The organism is Alcanivorax quisquiliarum, from assembly GCF_023051175.1.
GTDB classification, from domain to species: domain Bacteria; phylum Pseudomonadota; class Gammaproteobacteria; order Pseudomonadales; family Alcanivoracaceae; genus Isoalcanivorax; species Isoalcanivorax quisquiliarum.
The window spans coordinates 367539-388753 of sequence record NZ_JALKII010000001.1; the positions used below are offsets into that span (position 1 = coordinate 367539).

The window sequence follows — 21215 nt, forward strand, 5'->3', positions numbered from 1 at the left end:
GCTTCGCCGATACGCGCCGCGAAGTCACCTGCCACTCAGGGGAAAGGGAGTCATCCATGGCTGCAAAGAAGGTAAAAGATCGGGTAGAAGAACTGCAAGAGCAGATTCGCAAACTGGCCGAACGCTTCGACCGCGAGCGGGAAAAACAGGTGGCTGCCCTGGAAAAGCAGCTCGACAAAGCCCGGCAGCGTGTCACCAGGGAAATCCGACGCCAGCGAGAAAACCTCAATCAGTTCGAATCCCTCCAGAACGAGTATCGTGAAAAAGCGAATACCAAGCTGAAAAAGCAGCTGGAGCGCGCCCGCAAGGCGGTCGAGGAAACGCGCGAGCGTGTAACCGAGTCCGAGGCCCGGCGCATCCTTCTGGAAACCGAGGTCAAAGTACTGAAGGCCACCGCCAAGCAGGCTCACAGCCTGGCCAAGGTGATCAGCCAATACGAGAAGGATCTGGAAAAGCGCGTCCGGGAGATTGAGAAGAAATCGCTCCCTGGCGCAGTAAAGACGGCAACGAAGACCACAGCAAAAACCAGCGCAGCGGCCACATCGAAAGCTGGCAAAGCGAAGAAAAAATCCGGCGACGGCAAGGCGTCCGAGAAGACGAGCACTGCAAAAGCTGCTGTGAAGCACGCATCGACCAAGAACGCATCGGCCAAGCAAACACCTGTGAAGAAAGCACCTGCCAAGAAAGCGACTGCCAAGAAAGCACCCGCAAAGAAAGCATCTGGCAGCAAAAGCACCGTAACAGCCGCTGCCGAGGCACCGGCAAGCAAGGCCACCGCCACAAAGGCCAGCGCGCCAGCGAAGAAAGCACCGGTAAAGAAAGCACCGGCAAAGAAAGCGCCAGCTAAAAAAGCACCAGCCAAAAAAGCACCGGCCAGAAAAGCCACCACTGGCACGGCAGCCACCGGGAACCCGGCCACTGCCAAAGCCTCTTCGGCGCCATCATCCCGTAACACACCTGTCAGCGACAACTCAGCTACCGAATAAGCCTCGTCCGGCCCGCCATGCCGCTGCGTATCAGCGCCGGCACGGCGGGCTCTTCAGTCGCCTCGCCAGAGCAACGTGGCAGTCACAGAGCACATCACCGAGTGCTGCAACAGCACAGCAGGAAGGCACTGCCTGCCACCCACCCGAGCCCGTCCCGCCCTGCTCAAGCTGGCTGCAACATACCGTCGAAATGCCGCACCACCGGCTCCTTGTGCGCCCGTCCCAGCGCCGGCAGACCTTTCTCCACCGCCATATAAGCGGCCTTCTGGATCGTCTTGCGCGCCGTCGCGACCACGCCCCGGCTGAACGCATTCAGCCGTACACAGGCAACCAGCGCGTCAAAATATTGCGCCAGCGCATCGTCACAGAGCTCGCGCATCACCGCGACCAGCTGCACCGAATAACCGCTGGCGCCGCTGAGATAGGCCGTGAATACGCGCTGGATCTCCGTGGTGCGGGCCTCCGACATCGGCAGCCTTATCCGCAGCTCGTTACCCTGTACCAGCGCCAGCGTGCGAAAGTGATCGGCCAGTGCCTCGCGCTCTGCGGGCCCTGCCTTGCCAATCAGGCTGCGAATCAGGGCACGGGCCGCCTTGCTGATCACCTTGACGCCACCTTGCACCATGGTCGCAACGCTGCCCTGAGCGCCCACCGCCTGAATGGGCCCGTCGAAAAACGCAGCCATAAGATCACTCAGAAAACTATCGAGCAATGGCACCAGGTGCACTTGCTCTCCCGGCGCTTCAAGAAACGCATCCAGGTGTAACCGCAGCTCGTCCGAAACAGGAAACGCCAGCGTCATGGCCGCAGAATTCATTTCGACTCCATCAGATCCGATAACAACGGAGCCGGATTGTAACCAGTCGTGAACGCCCCCCGTTGACCACAAAGAAGCGCACTGCGGGCAGTCAGGCCGATGACACCCTATGCGCAGCCAACTGATCGCCATTGCGGCAACACCGCCAGCAAGCGGGCGGCAGCCGCTTCCACCGCCTTGCCCTGCTCCGCCTCCAATTGCTCTCGGTGCTGATCCTGTTGCCGGCGATCCGCCCGCGCCAGCGCCTGCCGTTGTACGCCTCGTGCAAACGGCTCGGCTGCGGCCGCCAGTTGGTGGATGGCGGCGAGATCCACCGGCTGCTGCGGCGGCTCCACCAGCAGATCAAGCAGTGTTGCCATGCGCAGTGCGCCCTCGGTCACGTTCACCTGCCCCTGCACCACCGTGCGCGCCAGCACCTCAAGCTGATCCAGCACACGCGCCTGTTGCGTGCGCCGCTGTGTGCGCAGTGCCTGACGATGCAGCCACACCCGGCGCCAGAGCCACGCGGCATAGCCCCCTAAAGCCAGCAAGATTGCTCCGCCTGCCATTGACCAGATTGTCATCTCCTTGCTCCCGGTTTTCAGGTATCTTGGCGCTTGGTCAGCATCCCATATGGGCTGACAAACCACTCGGCCCGTTATTGAATTAACGCGACAGATCACCATCTTAGCTGATATTCGAGCTGTTACCGCCGCAGCAGCTTGTGAACCGGAACGCACCGCCGAAGGCAGGCAGGCGAACACAGATCAGGGAGACGATGTGCCGGCAGTGACAGAGCAGAGTTTCACTTCGGCCTGGGCCGCAATCGCGCCCTGGGTGCCGCTGCTCACGGGGCTGGGCGTCATCATGGCGATTGCCTCCACCATCGCCATCCCCTGGCTGATCGTGCGCATGCCGGCGGATTACTTTGTCACGCGCCGCAAACCGCGTCTGGAGCGAGGGCCGCTGGTGACACTATTCTGGCTGCTGCGCAACACGCTTGCCGTGCTGCTGGTGCTGGCCGGTATTGCCATGCTGGTGTTGCCCGGCCAGGGCTTGCTGACGATTCTGATCGGCATCGGTATCAGCACCTTTCCGGGGAAATACCGTATTGAACGCGCTATCATGCGCCGCGCTGCCGTTTACCGCAGCGCCAACTGGATACGACGCCGGGCCGGCCGTATACCATTGCAATATCCCGCCGCTGGCGATGATAGCGGCCCTGACACCCCTGATTGACGGAGACACCGTGGCGCTGACAGCCCTGCGTTGGCGGGAAGACCGCCTTGAACTGCTTGATCAACGTTTGCTGCCCGCGCAAAGCCGCTGGCTTACCTGCCATAGCGCCGACGACGTGGCCGGTGCCATCCGTGACATGGCAGTACGCGGTGCGCCAGCAATCGGCATCAGTGCGGCATATGGGGTGGTGCTCGCCGCCCGCGCACTGGGCGCCGCGGCCACGGCCGCCACACTGACGCCCGCACTGGACACACTGGCTGCCAGCCGCCCCACCGCCGTCAATCTGTTCTGGGCGCTGGCGCGCATGCAGCGCATCGCAGCAACACAGCAAGGCGCAACGCTGATCCAGGCCCTGACCAACGAAGCGCTCGCGATTCACGACGAAGACCGCCGCATGAATCACCGCCTTGCCGCATTCGGCCTGCCCTTGCTGCCGGAAGGCGGCCGCATCTATACCCACTGCAATACCGGCGCGCTGGCCACCGGCGGCCATGGCACCGCACTGGGTGTGCTGCGCTCCGCTTGGACAGCGGGCCGTATTCGCGGCGTGATCGCGGGTGAAACGCGGCCCTGGATGCAAGGCAGCCGGCTGACCAGTTGGGAGCTGATGCAGGAAGGCGTGCCGGTGACGCTGGTCACCGACAACAGTGCCGGCCATCTGATGCAGCGCGGTGAAGTGCAGGCGGTGATCGTCGGCGCCGACCGCATCACTGCAAATGGCGACACTGCAAATAAAATCGGCACCTACGGGCTGGCCGTGCTGGCCCGGCATCATGGCATTCCGTTTTATGTTGCCGCACCGCTCTCTACCATTGATCCGGCGCTGCCCGACGGCAGCAGCATTGTGATCGAAGAGCGGGACGCAAGCGAAGTGCGGCAAATCCAGGGGACGCCGATTGCGCCGGCCGAGGTGCCCGTCCAGAACCCGGCCTTTGACGTGACGCCGGCCGCGTTGATCACTGCCATTATTACGGAGCATGGCGTCATCCACGCTCCGGATACTGCTAACATGGCCGCCTACCTGGCCAATATTGAAGGCCGCGACGTTGACGATGCCGGGGTGAACCCATGAGCCAACCCACTGATTCTTCTGCACGCCCCTGGTCGCCTGCCCGCTTTCGCGAAGCGGCGCGGCAGATAGCGGCCACCGGGCAGCGCATTTATCACCATGGCTGGTCGCCGGCCACCAGCAGCAATTATTCCATGCGGCTGAACGACCGCTACTGCGCTGTGACAGTTTCCGGCCGCGACAAAGGCCAGCTGACCGAAACCGATATCATGGTCGTCGATCTTGATAACCAGCCCGCCTCGCCCGGCAAACCGTCAGCGGAAACCGGGCTGCATACCCAGCTTTACCGGCAGCTGCCCGACGCCGGCGCCGTGCTGCATACACATTCTGCGGCAAGCACCGTGCTCACCATGCATTATCCGCACGAAACCGTCTGGCGCCTGCAAGGCTATGAGTTGCTGAAAGCGTTTTCCGGCGTTACCACGCACGATTGGCAACTGGATATCCCGGTGTTCGACAACACCCAGGATATAGACTTGCTGGCGCGTCACGTCGAGCAGGCCATGGCCGACGGCAACATCAGCCATGCCTATCTGATCCGTGGCCACGGCGTTTACACCTGGGCCGACACCATGGAAGCCTGCTACCGGCAGCTGGAAGCGCTGGAATTCCTGTTCGGCGTCGAAGTGCAGCGCCGCCAGCTCAGATCCTGAAACAGGGGGAGATTCAATGAGCCATATCCGCGTCTACGCAGACCAGTCACCGCAACACACATTGCAGAGCACCAGCGACCACGCCGCCATTGCCACCATCCTGGGCGATGCGGGAGTGCGTTTCGAGCGCTGGCAAGCAAGCCAGCCGATCGCCCCGGGCGCTAGCCAGGACGAGGTCATCGCCGCTTATCGCGCCGACATTGATCGCCTGATAGCGGAAGCGGGTTATCAGACCGTTGATGTGGTGAGCCTGGACGCCAGCCACCCGGACAAAGCCGCACTGCGGCAGAAATTTCTCGACGAACATCGGCACGCCGAAGACGAAGTACGTTTTTTCGTGGCCGGCGCCGGGCTGTTCAGCCTGCACATTGGCGACAAAGTCTATGAAGTGCTGTGCGAACAAGGCGATCTGATCTCGGTGCCGGCCAACACACCGCACTGGTTTGATATGGGGCCCAACCCGCACTTTGTGGCAATCCGGTTGTTCAACAATCCGGAAGGCTGGGTGGCGCACTTTACCGGCAGCGATATCGCCAGCCGCTTCAATCGCCTGGAGAACTGAGCGCCATGGTGAAGGCGATTGTGACGGATGTCGAAGGCACCACCAGCAGCATTTCCTTCGTGAAAGACGTGTTGTTTCCCTATGCTGCCCACGCCCTGCCCGGCTTTTTGACGCAGCACTGGGAAGCGCCGGAGGTGAAGGCGCAAATTGCCGCCCTGCGCGAGCAGACCGGCGATACCCTCGACAGCGCCGAGGCTGCCAATACGCTGCTTCAGCAATGGATAGCCGAGGATCGCAAAGCGACACCGCTGAAAGCATTGCAAGGCATGATCTGGCGGGAAGGCTATCTGCGCGGGGACTATCAAGCGCACCTGTATCCCGAAGTGGCAGCGCGGCTACGCGACTGGCAACGCCAGGGCCTTCGCCTGTATGTGTATTCTTCCGGCTCCATCGAGGCCCAAAAACTGTTCTTCGCTTATAGTGAGGCCGGTGATCTGAGCCCTTTGCTGGAAGGTTATTTCGATACCACTTCCGGGCACAAGCAGGAGAGCGACAGCTATCGCCGCATCACCGCCGCGATCGGCCTGCCTCCCGCACAGATTCTGTTTCTGTCCGATGTCATCGCCGAACTTGACGCGGCCCGCGACGCCGGCCTGCACACTGTGCTGCTCGACCGCGACGGCCACGCCCCGGCAACGAGCCACCCTTGCGTCAGTAATTTCGATCAGATAGCGCTGCCCGCCTGAGCCCTTCAGGCTCAGCGGCGGCGGGCTCAGCGATGGCGAGCACTCAAGACAGTAAATTTCGGCCCCTGTTCCAGCACTGAAACCGCGCCGAAATAACGCCGCAAAGGCACCTCATAACGCAGGTGGCGATTACCGATCACGCGCAATTCGCCACCAGGGGCCAGCTTGCCGGCCGCTTGCTTGAACAGCACTTTTGCGACGCCATCGTCCACCGCATGGCCACGATGAAACGGCGGGTTGAGCAACACCAGATCAAACTCCCCGGCAAGCCCATCCAACCCATTGCCCAGATGAAACGCCACCGCCGAACGGGCGTAACGTGCGGCATTCTCCCGCGCACTTTGTATCGCCTGCCAGGATTCATCACAGAAAATAACCTCCGCAGCGGGATTTCGCTGCGCCGCCAGCAGCCCGATCACACCGTTGCCACAACCGAGATCGACAATGCGCCCGGTGCGGCCGGCCGGAACATGCTGCATGAATCTGCGCGCACCGATATCCAGCTGCGACTGCGCGAAAACACCGGCGTGCGCCAGCAACGTCCAGCCCATTTCCGGGACTTCCACACGGCTGGGATAAAGCGGCGCCGGCACAGCCTCCCCGGTTACCGCAGCCTGCAAACCATGCGCCTTGTAACGGCCCCGCAGCAATTGAAGCTCGGGCAGATAACGTCGCACTAGCGCCAGCAGGTTGCCCGGCAGATGCTTGTCCATCCACGCCAGCCACACCGGCGTCCCGGCCGGCAATTCTGTGGCAATGCGCCAGAGCTGGTATTCCAGCAGCGCCAGCTGCTTTGGCACACGCACCACCACGCCTTCTGGCGCCACGGGCCAGGCGCTGTCCGGCCAGCGCCAGGCATCACTGGCAACGGCAATCTGATTGTCGTCCGCATTGCCCAGCCAGGCCGCTCGCGCCAGCCAGGAATCGCCGCTGCTATGGCAAGCCGGATGCGCCAGTGCCAGCGCGCCACATTGGTCGTTGAGTACCAGCCACCCGGCCGCGCCATGTGCTGCCATCTCGTCGAGCAAATACAAATCGGCGCCGTCCCAGGCGCGCAACGTCTCGTTACGCCGCCGTGGCCAGCGGCGCAGCCGCAGGGTAACGCCGGCATGGGTCAGCCGGGTATCAGGAAGAGGTGTGCCGGGTCGTTTCATGGCGCGCATTATGCACTTGCCGACGCAAAAATACGCCTGCCAGGCAGTGTATTGTCACTTCGCTCTGGCATTCTCAATTTTTTTTGTTAGAATGCACCCCGCTTTCGGAGTATAGCTCAGCCTGGTAGAGCACTACGTTCGGGACGTAGGGGTCGTAGGTTCAAATCCTGCTACTCCGACCAGACACACTGCACCCCGCCCGATGCGCCCGCCGCAGGGGAGCAGCCTTGAAAAAACCGCGTTGATCGCTCGCTGGCGAACAACGCGGTTTTTTTATGCCTGTCTTCTATATCTGCGCTGGTGTGCCCATGCGACAGCCCGCTTCATCATGTGCGCAGCCGCCGCGATGGTTTTACAGCTCAACGTGGCCGGCCGAAAGCCCTGATGAACGTATCCAGCCCTGCCTGCACCCGCTGCTCAAGCTCGGCCGCCGTGGGTGGATCACCTTGCTGAAATACCAGTGACTCGTGCAGGGCACCTCGCCACATACCCATCAGTTGTTCCGCAGCCACAGCGCTGTCCGGCACACACAGCAGCCCACGCTCGTCGAGCCGCTGCAATAACGCGGCAAGCGCGGCGATGGTGGCCAGCGGCCCCTGCTGATACAGCATCTGGCGGATGTCCGCCGGAATCGGTGCCGGCGACGACAAGGCACGATACAACAGCACACAATCCTCGCTGCACAGGAACTCCAGCAGCGCCACCCCGAACGCGGTGAGCGAGCGGCGTACACCAGCGGTGTCATCAACCGGCAAGCGGAGGGAGGCGAACAGACGCTGCTGCACGTCCGCAATGATGGCCTGGATCAAAGCATCGCGATTGGCGTAGTACGCATACACCGTCACCTTCGACACTCGCGCATCCCTGGCGACCGCTTCCATTGTCATCCCCTGCGGGCCGGCGCGGAAGAACAACGTGCGCGCCGCCTGGAAGATAGCGGCCTGCTTTGCCGGGTCGCTGGGGCGCCCCCGCGCCGCTTTGAGAGTCATCTGGTGCTCCTTGATTATCCGTCATCGCCGTACGACGGGCGCTGAGGCTTTTTTATTTGCCGGCATACCACTTTACCGCCAACTCACCGCGGCGATAGCGCTTATGTCGCCCCGTCAGGCGGCGACGGCACTCATTCTGGCAGCCACCCGCCCTTTCAACCAGCCGCCCTGACCGCTTTTTCACTAATTATTGAACACAACCGTACACTAAATATATACTGGCGTTTTTGCTTGCCTTGTTCACGGATGATGGCCAATTGGCCAGGAGCTCTCATGTCTTCGACGCGCCTGCAATCAGCCTGTTCTGCCGCCCTGTTGCCTGCCTCCCTGTTGCTGACTGCCTGGCTGTTTTTAACCGCCTGCGGGCCAGCCGAGCCTGCCGCCGACCAGCGCGCCACGGCGGCGCCGGTCAAAGCGGTTACATTACGGCCTGCCGCACTGGATACCTGGACGCTCAGCGGCACGGTGCAAGCTCACATTCAATCGCCTCTGGCATTTCGGGTGGGCGGCCAGATTGTTGCCCGCCACATCAACGCCGGGCAGGCGGTGCGCAAGGGCCAGCCGCTGCTGACACTGGACGAAAAAGATCTGCAAGAACAACTCACCTCTGCCCGTGCGCAGCTCAACAGCGCACGGGCAGAGGCCGCCAATGCCGCTGCCGAAAGCCGGCGCATGCAGGAGCTGGCCGCGCAGAAACTGGTTTCAGCTCAGGTGGCGGACAACACCCGCACCCTTGCCGAAGCTGCACAACAGCAGGCGGCTGCCGCCGAGGCGCAGTGGCAGCAAGCGCGCAACGCCATGGCTTACGCCACGTTGGTAGCCCCTGCCGATGGCGTTATTCTCGATCTTCAGGCACAACCGGGCCAGGTGGTCACCGCAGGCCAGCCTGTTGCGCTGCTGGCCCAAGACGGCCCCCGCGAGGTGGAAGTATTTGTACCGCAGGAGCGCCGCCACGCTTTGCCAGAGCAGGCGCTGGTGCGTCTGGCCGGTGCCGCCGAGGAAACAACTGCCACCTTGCAGGAAGTCTCCGGCGCAGCCGATCCGATGACACGCACCTGGCGCGCCCGCTACCGGCTTGATCCGGCCGCAGCCGCCACAGCCGATCTCGGCAGCGTGGCCCGCGTCCGTTTCACCACGGATGCTGCCGGCGCGGGCATGATTTACCGCGTCCCGCTGGGCGCATTGTCCGAACGGGGTGAAGGTGCCCGGCTATGGGTCATTGAAGACGGGCAGGTACAACCACACGCCGTGCAGGTGCTCGGCCTGGATACCGAAGATGCGTTCGTGAGCACCACCCTGCCGCCCCAGACCCGCATCGTCGCGCTAGGCACGCACCTGTTGCACGATGGCCAGCTGGTGCGGGTGATCGACTGATGGCGATCCCCAATCTCTCCGCCCTCGCGGTACGCGAGCGTGCCATCACATTATTCTTCATCATTCTGATCGGCATTGCCGGGCTCAATGCGTTCTTGTCGCTGGGCCGTGCGGAAGACCCGGCCTTCACCATCCGCGTGATGATGGTATCCGCCACCTGGCCCGGCGCCACCGCGAAAGAAATGCAGGAACAGGTGGCCGACCGCCTGGAGAAACGCATCCAGGAGGTGGAATATTTCAAGCGCGTGGTGACTACGGCCCGCCCCGGCCGGGTCGACATGCAAATCGAATTCGAAGACTATGCGCCCGGCGACATGGTGCCGCAGCTATTTTATGAAACCCGCAAACGCATGCAGGACGAAGCACCCAACATGCCGCCGGGTGTCATCGGCCCGATCGTCAACGACGATTTTTCCGACGTGTATTTCAGCCTCTATGCACTGACCGCCCCCGGCCTGCCGCCGCGCTTGCTGGCGCGGGAAGCGGAACGGGTTCGCGATCGCCTTGCCCGCGTAGACGGCGTGCGCAAGGTGGATTTGCTCGGCGAGCGGGTGGAGCGCATTTTTATCGAGTTCGATAATTCGCGCATCGTCAATCTCGGCATTTCCATGCCGGCGGTGCTGGATGCGGTGGATGCACAAAACCAGCTTGTCGCTGCCGGCTATATCGACACACAAGGCCCACGCAGCTATATCCGGCTTGGCGAAGGCCCGACTGACCCCGACACCCTGCGCGAGCTGCCGATCCGAGTGGATGATCGCTTGCTGCGGCTGGGCGATATTGCGGAAATCCGGCGCGGTTACGAAGAACCGCCCTCCTATCTGGTGCGCGCCGGTGGCGACGACGCCGTGCTGCTGGGCGTGGTCATGGGGCGCGGCGAAAACGGGCTTGATCTGGGCGCTCGGCTGGAGCGATTCAATGAAGCAGAAAAAGCACGGCTACCGCTGGGGCTGACGCTGCACCAGCTCACCAATCAGGCCGACGCCATCAGCGAAGCCGTCGATCTGTTTCAGGTGAAATTCTTTGTCGCCGTGGCAGTGGTCACGCTGGTGTGTTTTCTGGCCATCGGCTGGCGCGCCGGCATCGTGGTGGCAATCGCGATTCCACTGACGCTGGCGCTGACCTTTCTGTTGATGCGCGTTACCGATGTGAACCTTGATCGCGTCACACTTGGCGCACTGATTATTGCCCTCGGCCTGCTGGTCGACGATGCCATCATCGCCATCGAGATGATGCTGGTAAAAATGGAACAGGGCTGGGAGCGCGTCAAGGCGGCGGCCTATGCCTGGCAGGTCACCGCCGCGCCGATGCTGTTCGGCACGCTGGTCACGGTGGCAGGATTTGTGCCGATCGGTTTTGCCGAGTCGGCGGTCGGTGAATTTGCCGGCAATATTTTCTGGGTGCTGGCTTATGCGTTGCTGGTTTCCTGGCTGGTCGCGGTGATCTTCACACCGTATCTGGGGGTGAAATTGCTGCCGGACATGGCATCTGCCGACGACGATCATGACCCCTACAGCTCGCCCCGCTACATCAAGCTGCGGCGCTGGATCGGGCTGTGCGTTCAGCATCGCAAGAGCGTGGTCTTCGGTACCCTCGGGTTATTGGTGCTGGCGTTGCTGTTGATGGTGGCCGGCGTGCAGCAGCAGTTCTTCCCCAGCTCCGATCGCCCGGAAGTACTGGTGGATATTTACATGCCGGAAGGCACCGCGATTGATCGCACTGACGAAGTCACCCGCCGTATCGAGGCTGTCTTGCGCGAAATGCCGGGAGTCAAAACATTGTCCGCTTACGTCGGTGCCGGCGCCCCGCGCTTCTTTCTCGCGCTGAATCCGGAGCAGCCAAACCCGGCCTTCGCGAAGATCATCGCCGTGGCCGAGGATGGTGAGCAGCGTCGTGCCATCGAGGCACAACTGCAGGCGCGGGTCGATGCCGGCGAGTTTCCGGAAGCGCGGGTGCGTGTGCATCATTTGTTATTCGGCCCGCCCGTGGTCTGGCCTGTTTCGTTCCGCGTCATTGGCCCTGATCTGATTACCCTGCGCCATATTGCCGAGCAGGTGCGCACCATCACCGCTGCCGTGCCGCAGGTCGCCGAGGCACACCTGGAATGGGGCGAACGAGTGCCGGCGATTCGCTTGCAAATGGACCCGGATCGCTTACGCCTGCTGAACCTCACGCCCAGAGATGTGGCGCAGCAATTCCAGTTCGAACTGGATGGTTTGCCGGTAACACAGGTACGCGAGGACATCCGCAGCGTCGAGGTGCGAGCACGCGGCCTGCCCAGCGCACAACCGGACTCGTTGCTGGACATGGAAATCAAGACCGGCGACGGTCGCAAGGTGCCCGTGGCACAGCTTGGCGACGTGACGATCTCCTATGAAGACCCGGTGCTGAAACGCTACAACCGCGAGCCGTTCATTGCCGTCAACGCCGACATTGCCCAGGCGCAGCCGATCACCGTCACCCATGCGGTGTGGAATGCGCTCAGCGAGTTGCGTGCCGACTTGCCGGAAGGCTACCACATCGAGATCGGTGGCTCCGTGGAATCCTCCAGCGAAGCGGATGCCTCGATCCACAAGATGCAGCCGATCATGATCGCGCTGATGCTGATCTTCATCATGCTGCAAATGCGCTCCTTCTCCGGCACCTTCGTGGTGATGGCCACCGCGCCCCTGGGCGTGATCGGCGCGGTGTTCGCCCTGCTGCTGTTCAATCAGCCATTCGGATTTGTGGCGCTGCTGGGCATGATCGGCCTGGCTGGCATCCTGATGCGTAATACGCTGATCCTGACCCAGCAAGTGACCGACAACGTGCAGCACGGCATGAGCATGGTGGATGCCGTCATCGAGGCCGCCGTGCGCCGGGCGCGTCCAGTGATCCTCACCGCGCTGGCAGCGGCGCTGGCATTTATTCCGCTGACCACTGATCCATTCTGGGGACCGCTGGCTTATGTGCTGATCGGCGGAGTATTGGTCGGCACGTTGATTACACTGTTGTTCGTACCAGCGCTGTACTCGTTGCTGTTCCGCCTGCCGAAACCGCAGACGGCACCCGCCAGCACTCCCTGAGCGAATGGCAGTACGGCCGGGCACTGGCTCGGCCGTGTTGCGCGCTCAGGATTGCCCCAGCGGCCAACGGGCCTGAACCCGGTAACGCCGCCCTGTGGCATCGGGCGGCTCGCTGCGATACAGCACCAGCTCATTCGCCGGCAGCATCACCGGCTCAGGCAATGGCGGCACTGCCCTGCCCCTCGGGTACTGCCGTGCGAGTGTCACATGCGGGCGAAACGCGCGTGGCTCCCACGGCAACCCCAACCGCAAACAGACCGGCGCCACCGCAGTGCGCAGCGCCACCAGCGCCGACACCGCCTCACCTTCCAGCACCAGCAGCGGCCCGCTTGCGGTGGGGAACCGTGCCGGCGCGGCGAGCGGCTGACGAATCACGGCTGCCTCGGCGCAAATACGCTCCATGGCAGACGCCAATCTGGCCACGGTGCCGGCATCGGTATGCCCGAGAAAAGCCACCGTCAGATGCCAGTCGTCATGATGTTCCCAGCGCGTCTGTTCTTCAGGCGCAGGCATTTCTTCAGGCATAGCCGCTTCCGTAGACGCGGCCGCGCACCATTGTGCTAGCTGCTGGCGCAGCGGCGCTGGCACCGGCAAACCCAGAAAGCAGCGCATGATGCTCTCCTCTTTCAGCTTCTCTCGGCATCTTCTCAGTCTCGTCTCGACCCAGTCCCGGCCCAGGCTCGCCTGATCTCGGCCCGATCTCGGCCAGGCATGGTCGCCACCGCCCGGCGCAGGTAGAATTGCCGCCCCCGAACAGGAGACACCCCGCTATGCCCGGTAAGGTCGGATTCGTCAGCCTCGGTTGCCCGAAAGCATTGGTCGATTCGGAACGCATTCTCACCCAGTTGCGCACCGAGGGCTACGAAGTCGTGCCCAGCTATCAGGGCGCCGATGTCGTGGTGGTGAACACATGCGGCTTTATCGACGCCGCCAAGGCGGAATCGCTGGAAGCCATCGGTGAAGCCTTGCATGAAAATGGCAAGGTGATCGTCACCGGCTGCCTTGGCGCTCAGGAAGACGATATCCGTAGCGTGCATCCACAGGTGCTGGCGGTAACCGGCCCACAGCAATACGAGCAAGTCGTCAGTGCCGTTCATGCAGTGGTGCCGCCGTCGGCCGAACATGATCCGTTTGTGGATCTGGTGCCGCCGCAGGGCATCAAGCTGACGCCGCGCCATTATGCCTACCTGAAAATCTCCGAAGGCTGCAATCACAAGTGCAGCTTCTGCATTATTCCCAGCATGCGCGGCAAGCTGGCCAGCCGCCCGGTGGGTGAGGTGCTGGACGAGGCACAGCGGCTGGTGCGCGCCGGAGTACAAGAGCTGCTGGTGATTTCGCAGGATACCAGCGCTTACGGTGTGGATCGGAAATACCAGACCGGCTTCTGGGATGGCATGCCGGTGAAGACACGGATGCTGGAGCTGTGCCAGGCGCTGGGCAGCCTTGGGGTCTGGGTGCGGCTGCACTACGTTTACCCTTACCCGCACGTGGATGACATCATTCCCCTGATGGCGGAAGGCAAGATCCTGCCGTATCTGGATATTCCGTTCCAGCACGCCAGCCCACGTATTCTGGCGCTGATGAAGCGCCCGGCACATGCGGAAAATACGCTGGAACGCATCCGCAAGTGGCGCGAAATCTGCCCTGACCTCACCATTCGCTCGACGTTCATTGTCGGCTTCCCCGGCGAAACCGATGAGGATTTCGAGCTGCTGCTGGATTGGCTGGAGGCGGCCGAACTGGATCGCGTCGGCTGCTTCACTTATTCGCCTGTCGACGGTGCGCCCGCCAACGAGTTGCCGGATCCTGTGCCAGAGGATATCGCAGCCCAGCGGCTGGAGCGTTTCATGAACGTGCAGGCGCGCATCAGCGAACGCCGCCTGGCCCGCAAGATCGGCCGCGAGATCGAAGTGCTGATCGACGAGGTCAATGAAGATGGCGCGATCGGCCGCTCGCAGGCAGACGCGCCGGAAATCGACGGCCTGGTCTATCTCGATGGTGAATATGACCTGGCGCCCGGCCAGCGCGTGCGGGTGCGCGTCGAGCACAATGATGAGCATGATCTGTGGGCCAGCCTGATCGAGGGCCCCTGAAGCGCCGATGCACAACCAAGTGGGCCACGGTGCCCTGCTGCTGATCTTCAGCGAGCTGCTGCTGGCGATCATGGCCGCCATGGTCAAGCACATCAGCCAGGAGCTGGCGCCCGAGGTTGTAATGTTCTTTCGCAACCTGCTGGGCTTGGTTGTGCTGCTCCCGCTGCTGCTGCAACGGGGCGGATTGCGCGGCATGGCCACCCGGCGGATCGGCGGGCATTTCATCCGTGCTGCCGCTGGGCTCAGCGCGATGTATTGCTATTTTTATACCATTGCGCACATACCGCTGGCCGAAGCCGTGCTGGTCAAGATGACCACGCCGTTTCTGATGCCGCTGGTGGCCTGGTGGTGGCTGGGCGATCGCGTCAGCCGACGCACCTTGCTGGCCATCATGCTCGGCTTCGTGGGCGTCAGCTTTGTACTGCGCCCGGTGCCGGGCCATTTCGACCCGGTGCACCTCGTCGCGCTGGCGGGCGCCGCGTTGATGAGTGTGGCCATGGTCGGAATCCGCAGTATTTCCGATACCGAGCCGCCGCGTCGCATTGTGTTCTGGTTTGCTGTGTTCAGCACCTTGTTCTCGGCGCTGCCCCTGTTCTGGGCCAGCACACTGCCCAGCGCGCAACACTGGCCCTGGCTGATCGCCATCGGTGTGATTGCCACCGGCGCACAAATCACCATGACCACCGCCTACAAGCTCGCCAGCCCCGGCCGCATAGGCATCTACAATTACACCTCGGTGATATGGGCGGCGCTGCTCGGCCTGGTGTTCTGGCAGGAGGCGCTCCACTGGAGCACCCTGGTCGGCACGGCGCTGATCTTTACCGCCGGCCTGTGGAACCTGCGCCCTGTCAGCGCGGCGCCCGAAGCTCCGGCGGTGTCCAGTCGAACGGCACCTGATAAGCCATCAGAAAACCGCCAATCGTGATCAGCACCCGCGAAATGCCGATATAGGAATCGGGAATCTGCACTCGTTCCTCGCGGAATTTCTCCATCAGCTCCTGCATCGCCTCCAGCGGGTGCCGGCCGCTGAGGCGATCGGTGAGCACATACAAGGCCAGCTCTCGCAAGGTTTCCGGCCGGCCGCCGACGAAGCCGGCATCGGCAAACAGCTGTGCCACATCCACCTCCCCGGCAACCCCCATCAGGCCATAGAGCAGGCGGGAATAATGCCTCACTTCATTCGGGCCGAGCCGCCCCATGGCGCCAAAATCCACGATGGTGATGCGCCCGGCCTCATCAACGATGAAATTGCCGGGGTGCGGGTCTGCCTGGTAAAGCCCGAAACGGGTCACCTGTTGCAGATAGCTGGCAAACAACGTGCCCAGCAGACGCTCGGCCTGCTCCGGGTGCGCATCAAGATAAGTGCGCAACGGCTGCCCCGATACCCAGCTGGTCACCAGCACCGCCTCGCTGCTCAGCGCATCGTGCAGCACCGGCGTGGCGATCTCCGGCGGGTGCGGCAGGCGGGCAAAGCGACGCAGGTTTTCCGCCTCGTTGCGCAGATCAAGCTCTGCCGCGGTCATCGCCAGCAGCTGCTCCGTGACTTGCACCACGTCGACTTCATGCACGATGGATGAGAGCAAGCGCGACAACAACCTAAAGATGCCCGCATCCTGATCAAATAACCGGGCCACATCGGGGAGGCGGATTTTTACCGCCACTTCCTCGCCGTTGACCAGCCGGGCGCGATGCACCTGCGCAATGGACGCTGTGGCCACCGGCACAAGATCGAATTCGCTGAACCGTGCTGGCCAGTCCTCGCCGAGGGCCGCGCCCAGCACCGGTTTGAGGGCATCGAAAGAAACCGGCTCGGCTTCGGTCTGCAAGGTTTGCAGTGCGGTGATGTAAGGCGCCGGCAGGATGTCCGGCCGGCAACTGAAAAACTGCGCCGCCTTGACCCAGGTCGCGCCGTTGCGCCGGCACAACTTTGTGATGTGCGCCGCCGCTTGCGCGTGCGCCGCCTCCAGCGAGCGGCGCCCGCCCGTACGCTGCCGGCCATAAATTGCCAGCACCCGAGCCAGGGTCGAAAGTGCCCTGAGGTAGCGGCCACGCCCTGCCACCAGGCTGGTCAGCGCCCGCGCGCCGATATCGATATTCTCTCGCAGCCCCGCCAAATCGGGCCTCCCCGGTTGCAACGCGATAACGCCTGCAGGCGTATCGCGGCCGCAGGCATCCGCCCGTGGCACTGTCTCTAATTCTTCAGCGCTACTCTCTACGCTACTCTCTACGCTGCTCTCTACGCTGCTCTCAACGAGACTCTCAGCGATGATCTCTGCGCTCTTGTGAGCGTTATGGCAAGCGCCATTATGCCTGCCACCTTACCTTTGCTATCCATCAAGTTGAACAATAACAGCCGTCTTCGTAAGGTGTGCGGCAATTACCGAACGCGACCCGCCGTTCGGCAGTTTCAGTTATCCGGTTTCCGGCACCGGATGCCATGACCTGAGGAGCTGCAATGGCCGCCAGAAGAGCCAATGAGATCCGCACCCGCGGCATCACCATCCTGCAAAGCGGCCACCCGGAAATCCGGCGCCTGCGGCGCGCCGCGCATATCCCCTCCATTCATGGCAACAAGGTCTGGAGCTCGAGCTATGTGGTGATGGATTACCTGCGGCGGCACCGGCCACCGGCAGGCAGCCACCACATGGATATCGGCTGTGGCTGGGGCGTGCTGGCGGTTTATAGCGCGAAGCAGCTTGGCCTGAAGGTCACCGCGGTGGATGCCGACCCGGATGTCTTTCCGTATGTGGCGCTGCATGCGGAGCTCAACGACGTAGCGATAACCCCCCTGCAAGCCCGCTTCGAGCGGATCACCGGCAAACAGCTTGCCGGCGTGCACACCCTCACCGGCACGGATGTCTGCTTCTGGGATGAACTGACGCCGGTACTGTTCAACCTGATCCGCCGGGCGCTCAGGGCCGGTGTGCAGCAGGTTATCATCGCCGATCCCGGCCGTGCACCCTTCTATGCGCTGGCCGAACGCTGCATTGATCGCCTCGGCGAGAGCGTGGACGTGCGCCTGGACGAGTACCGCACCGCTTACCCACAGCCCGCCAACGCAGACCTGCTCATCATCGAACAACCCTGACGCAGAGTGCACAGCAACATCATTGAATTCCCTGCTATCGTCACCATCATCTATAGCACTCGTGTTTTCTATTAGGGATGCCCCGAATGAGTGATGAGCAGGAAACCCAACCCGGCCTGTCGCTGGTGCTGCCAGATCAGCGGCCGCAGCGTATCTATCTGTTGCCCGTCAACCAGCGGCCTTTCATGCCGGGGCTGGTAACACCGGTACTGTTCAAACAGGATGTCTGGCAACAGACCGTCGAGCGCGTCAGCCAGACACCACATCACACGCTGGGACTTGTCTATACGGGTGAACAGGCGCCGGAAGACATCAGCCCGGATGACTTCCCGGAGTACGGCTGCCTTGTTCGCGTGCACAATGCCACCAGCGAATCCGGAACCTTGCAACTGGTCGCCCAGGGACTGGCGCGCTTTCGCATTACCGGCTGGCTGAGTCGCAAGCCGCCTTATCTGGTGGAAGTGGAATATCCGGAAGAAGACGACGAGCAGGATTCCGACACCGTGAAAGCCTACGCCATGGCGATCATCAACACGATCAAGGAATTGCTGCCGCTGAACCCGTTGTACAATGAGGGCCTGAAGCTTTATCTGCAAAACTTCAGCCCGCGGGAGCCCTCACCGCTGACAGATTTCGCCGCTGCGCTCACCACCGCCACCGGCGCCGAGCTGCAAGGTATTCTGGAAACCGTGCCGCTGCTCAAGCGCATGGAAAAAGTGCTGGTGCTGTTGAAAAAAGAGCTTGAAGTAGCACGCTTGCAAAGCAGCATCAACGAGCAGGTGAACGAGAAGATTTCCACCCAGCAACGGCAGTTTTTCCTGCGCGAGCAACTCAAGGTGATCCAGAAAGAGCTGGGGCTGGCGAAAGACGACCGCACCGCAGACCTTGAAGAGTTCGACACTCGCGTGGCAAAGCTGGTGCTACCCGAGGCGGTGGCCAAACGCTACCAAGAGGAATACAAGAAGCTCTCCGTACTGGAAACCGGCTCACCGGAATACGCGGTTACGCGCAACTATCTCGATTGGCTGACGCAGGTACCCTGGGGCGTCCAGTCGGTCGACAATCTTGATCTCGCCCATGCACGCGAAGTATTGGAAATGCATCACGCAGGGCTGTCCGACATCAAGGACAGGATCGTCGAATTTCTGGCGGTCGGCGCCATGCGTGGCGAGATGCGCGGCGCCATTGTGCTATTGATCGGCCCGCCGGGTGTGGGCAAGACCAGCATCGGCCGCGCCATTGCCGAATCCCTGAACCGGCGTTTCTACCGGTTGAGCCTTGGCGGCATGCGCGACGAGGCCGAGATCAAGGGCCATCGGCGCACCTATATCGGCGCCCTGCCCGGCAAGCTGGTGCAGGCATTGAAAGAGAGCGGCACCAGCAATCCGGTGATCATGCTCGACGAGATCGACAAACTCGGCCAGTCATTCCAGGGCGACCCGGCTTCTGCGCTACTTGAAGTGCTCGACCCGGAACAGAACGGCCAATTCCTGGATCATTATCTGGATTTGCGGGTGGATCTTTCCGGCGTGTTGTTTATCTGTACCGCCAACACTCTGGATTCGATTCCGGGGCCATTGCTTGATCGTATGGAGGTCATCCACCTTGCCGGTTATATCACCGAGGAAAAAGTGGAGATCGCCCGCAAACATCTGTGGCCGCGCACACTGGAACGCGCCGGCATAAAGCCCTCGCAGCTGAAAATTTCCGACAGCGCCCTGCGTGCCGTCATCGAAGGTTACGCACGCGAATCCGGCGTCCGGAATCTCGAAAAACAGCTGGCGCGTATCGCCCGCAAAGCCGTAGTGAAACTGCTTGATGGCACGCCGCGCCTGTCCATCACCGGCAAGAATCTGGAAGAGTTTCTCGGCAAGCCGTACTTCCGCCCGGAAAAGCTCCAGCGCGGTGTCGGCGTCGTCACCGGCCTGGCCTGGACAGCCATGGGCGGCGCTACGCTGGCAGTGGAAGCAAGCCGTATCCATAACCATACTCGCGGCTTTCGCCAGACCGGCCAACTCGGCGATGTGATGCGCGAATCCAGCGAGATCGCCTACAGTTTTGTCAGCAGCCATACCGGCCGTTACGGCATTGCCGATGACTGGTTCAAGGAGGCCTTCCTGCACCTGCATGTACCGGAGGGCGCCACCCGCAAGGACGGCCCCAGCGCCGGCATCACCATGGCCACGGCGCTGATATCGCTGGCACGCAACCGGCGCCTGCCGCGCAAGGTGGCGATGAGCGGCGAGCTGACCTTGACCGGCCAGGTACTGGCGGTGGGCGGCATTCGCGAAAAGGTCATTGCTGCACGACGGCTCGGCTTGCGTGAATTGATCCTGCCCGAAGCCAACCGACGTGATTTCGAGGAATTGCCGGATCATCTCCGCGACCGCCTCACGGTACATTTTGCCCGGCATTATGACGATGTTTACGAGGCTGTATTCGGGGAGCAGCCTGTGTGAGCAGCGAGCGCCCCTATTACATAGTCCCGCCCTGCCACGCCCCGGTGCGCACGCTGTTTCGCGATGCGCACTGCTGGGTAGTGGAGAAACCACCCCTGCTGCTTTCCGTGCCCGGCCGCGGCCCGGAAAACCGCGACTCCGTCAGCTGGCGCCTGCAACAACAGGAGCCGGAAGCCCGGGTGGTGCATCGGCTGGATCTGGATACTTCCGGGCTGATGGTATTCGCCATCGGCATCGAGCCGCAGCGACGGCTGAACCGCGCCTTTGCCGAGCGCGAGGTGGCAAAGGAATACGAGGCCGTTGTCGACGGCCTGGTGGCACAGGATGAAGGCGAGATCCGCTTGCCGATCATCGCCGACTGGGCCAACCGACCACGTCAGAAAATATGCCACGAACGCGGCAAAGCATCACTGACCCGCTATCAGGTGCTGGCGCGAGACACAGCCGAAAACCGGACGCGCCTGCGCCTGATGCCCGTCACCGGCCGTTCTCACCAGCTGCGCATTCATATGCGTGAGATCGGCCATGCCATACTCGGCTGCGACCTCTACGCACCACCGGACGTGCTGGCCCGTAGCGAACGGTTATTGCTGCACGCCACTCACCTGGGTTTCAAGCATCCGATGACAGGCGACTGGCAGTCGTTTCGCTCGCCCGTACCGTTCTGACCGACGCCGCCTTGCCACGCTTGTTTGGTCTCGCGAGCACTTGCAACCACGACATCATGTAGGCCGCAACGGACTGCGCTACGAGCCGGCCCGGCCCTACTGCTGCCACAGGCATCAGCCTGGCGGGCGGCTGTTCTGCGCTTTGCTTGTCCCACAAAGGGAGAGGAGGAAAAGCTCGGTATTCTGGACAACCCCCTGGTGCTTCCACGGATATCAGCGCCACCTCCACGGAAATCGACGAGGAACCAGATTTCTCACGCCCCTTCCCGCCCCTCTTCAGGAGTGCCCTGCTTCATGACAGTTCTTTCAAGGGTATGGGCAGTGCTGCCTCGGC

The 21215-nt window shown here is 62.2% G+C and carries 19 protein-coding genes and 1 tRNA gene; 14 read left to right on the plus strand and 6 right to left on the minus strand.

From position 1 onward, the window contains the following. Positions 1-149 precede the first annotated feature (149 nt). The gene (locus tag MU846_RS01695; RefSeq protein ID WP_246948303.1) at positions 150-986 is read left to right on the plus strand and encodes a hypothetical protein; all 837 of its coding nucleotides are present in this window, start codon (positions 150-152) and stop codon (positions 984-986) included. A gap of 163 nt (positions 987-1149) precedes the next feature. On the opposite strand, the gene MU846_RS01700 is transcribed toward MU846_RS01695, so the two are convergent. Further along, a complete protein-coding gene (locus MU846_RS01700; protein WP_246947621.1) occupies positions 1150-1803 on the minus strand; it encodes a hypothetical protein in 654 nt (217 codons plus the stop codon). Positions 1804-1910: 107 nt separating this feature from the next. Then, entirely contained in the window at positions 1911-2366 is a 456-nt protein-coding gene (locus MU846_RS01705) for a DUF2489 domain-containing protein (RefSeq protein WP_246947623.1), read from the minus strand. Positions 2367-2562: 196 nt separating this feature from the next. On the opposite strand from MU846_RS01705, the gene MU846_RS01710 reads away from it, so the two are divergent. Genes MU846_RS01710 through mtnC form a run of 5 tightly spaced genes read left to right on the plus strand, consistent with a single transcriptional unit; the run spans position 2563 to position 5991 of the window. Further along, on the plus strand, positions 2563-3021 hold the full coding sequence (locus MU846_RS01710; RefSeq protein WP_246947625.1) for a PGPGW domain-containing protein: 459 nt from the start codon (positions 2563-2565) through the stop codon (positions 3019-3021). 10 nt (positions 3022-3031) lie between these two features. After that, complete coding sequence (gene mtnA / locus MU846_RS01715; RefSeq protein WP_246947628.1) at positions 3032-4093, plus strand: S-methyl-5-thioribose-1-phosphate isomerase; 1062 nt, start codon at positions 3032-3034, stop codon at positions 4091-4093. After that, the gene (locus MU846_RS01720; RefSeq protein ID WP_246947630.1) at positions 4090-4743 is read left to right on the plus strand and encodes a methylthioribulose 1-phosphate dehydratase; all 654 of its coding nucleotides are present in this window, start codon (positions 4090-4092) and stop codon (positions 4741-4743) included. The genes mtnA and MU846_RS01720 overlap by 4 nt, the downstream gene beginning before the upstream one ends. A 16-nt stretch (positions 4744-4759) precedes the next feature. Continuing rightward, positions 4760-5305 carry a 1,2-dihydroxy-3-keto-5-methylthiopentene dioxygenase gene (locus MU846_RS01725; protein ID WP_246947632.1) on the plus strand — a complete coding sequence of 182 codons (546 nt, stop codon included), beginning with the start codon at positions 4760-4762 and terminating at the stop codon, positions 5303-5305. Between the two features lie 5 nt (positions 5306-5310). Further along, a complete protein-coding gene (mtnC, locus tag MU846_RS01730; RefSeq protein WP_246947633.1) occupies positions 5311-5991 on the plus strand; it encodes an acireductone synthase in 681 nt (226 codons plus the stop codon). A 26-nt stretch (positions 5992-6017) separates the two neighbouring features. Here the strand turns inward: mtnC and MU846_RS01735 are convergent, their stop codons facing one another. Next, positions 6018-7145, minus strand: a complete 1128-nt coding sequence (locus MU846_RS01735; protein WP_246947635.1) for a class I SAM-dependent methyltransferase — start codon at positions 7143-7145, stop codon at positions 6018-6020. 105 nt (positions 7146-7250) lie between these two features. Here MU846_RS01735 and MU846_RS01740 point away from each other — a divergent pair. Next, a tRNA-Pro gene (locus MU846_RS01740) sits at positions 7251-7327 on the plus strand. A 177-nt stretch (positions 7328-7504) separates the two neighbouring features. Here MU846_RS01740 and MU846_RS01745 read toward each other — a convergent pair. Next, complete coding sequence (locus MU846_RS01745; protein WP_246947637.1) at positions 7505-8134, minus strand: TetR/AcrR family transcriptional regulator; 630 nt, start codon at positions 8132-8134, stop codon at positions 7505-7507. Positions 8135-8407: 273 nt separating this feature from the next. Here MU846_RS01745 and MU846_RS01750 point away from each other — a divergent pair, with 273 nt between their 5' ends. Both MU846_RS01750 and MU846_RS01755 read left to right on the plus strand, forming a co-directional pair. Continuing rightward, the gene (locus MU846_RS01750) at positions 8408-9508 is read left to right on the plus strand and encodes an efflux RND transporter periplasmic adaptor subunit (protein ID WP_246947639.1); all 1101 of its coding nucleotides are present in this window, start codon (positions 8408-8410) and stop codon (positions 9506-9508) included. Next, the gene (locus MU846_RS01755) at positions 9508-12573 is read left to right on the plus strand and encodes an efflux RND transporter permease subunit (protein WP_246947641.1); all 3066 of its coding nucleotides are present in this window, start codon (positions 9508-9510) and stop codon (positions 12571-12573) included. Before MU846_RS01750 ends, MU846_RS01755 begins: the two co-directional genes overlap by 1 nt. Before the next feature lie 45 nt (positions 12574-12618). On the opposite strand, the gene thpR is transcribed toward MU846_RS01755, so the two are convergent. Further along, positions 12619-13185, minus strand: coding sequence for an RNA 2',3'-cyclic phosphodiesterase (gene thpR / locus MU846_RS01760; protein WP_246947643.1), 567 nt, complete (start codon positions 13183-13185; stop codon positions 12619-12621). 158 nt (positions 13186-13343) lie between these two features. Between thpR and rimO the strand changes: the two genes are divergently transcribed. Next, on the plus strand, positions 13344-14666 hold the full coding sequence (rimO, locus tag MU846_RS01765; protein WP_246947644.1) for a 30S ribosomal protein S12 methylthiotransferase RimO: 1323 nt from the start codon (positions 13344-13346) through the stop codon (positions 14664-14666). Positions 14667-14673: 7 nt separating this feature from the next. Further along, positions 14674-15591, plus strand: a complete 918-nt coding sequence (locus MU846_RS01770; RefSeq protein ID WP_246947645.1) for a DMT family transporter — start codon at positions 14674-14676, stop codon at positions 15589-15591. Here MU846_RS01770 and MU846_RS01775 read toward each other — a convergent pair. Then, entirely contained in the window at positions 15515-16780 is a 1266-nt protein-coding gene (locus tag MU846_RS01775; protein ID WP_246947646.1) for an ABC1 kinase family protein, read from the minus strand. The two genes, MU846_RS01770 and MU846_RS01775, sit on opposite strands and share 77 nt — an antisense overlap. Positions 16781-17121: 341 nt before the next feature. On the opposite strand from MU846_RS01775, the gene MU846_RS01780 reads away from it, so the two are divergent. The 3 genes from MU846_RS01780 (at position 17122) to MU846_RS01790 (ending at position 20881) form a co-directional block, all read left to right on the plus strand. Continuing rightward, positions 17122-17754, plus strand: a complete 633-nt coding sequence (locus tag MU846_RS01780) for a class I SAM-dependent methyltransferase (RefSeq protein ID WP_246947647.1) — start codon at positions 17122-17124, stop codon at positions 17752-17754. A gap of 86 nt (positions 17755-17840) precedes the next feature. Continuing rightward, positions 17841-20213, plus strand: a complete 2373-nt coding sequence (gene lon / locus MU846_RS01785) for an endopeptidase La (protein ID WP_246947649.1) — start codon at positions 17841-17843, stop codon at positions 20211-20213. Then, positions 20210-20881 (plus strand): pseudouridine synthase, encoded by a 672-nt coding sequence (locus MU846_RS01790; RefSeq protein WP_246947650.1) that lies wholly within the window; start codon positions 20210-20212, stop codon positions 20879-20881. The genes lon and MU846_RS01790 overlap by 4 nt, the downstream gene beginning before the upstream one ends. The last annotated feature ends 334 nt before the right edge of the window (positions 20882-21215 follow it).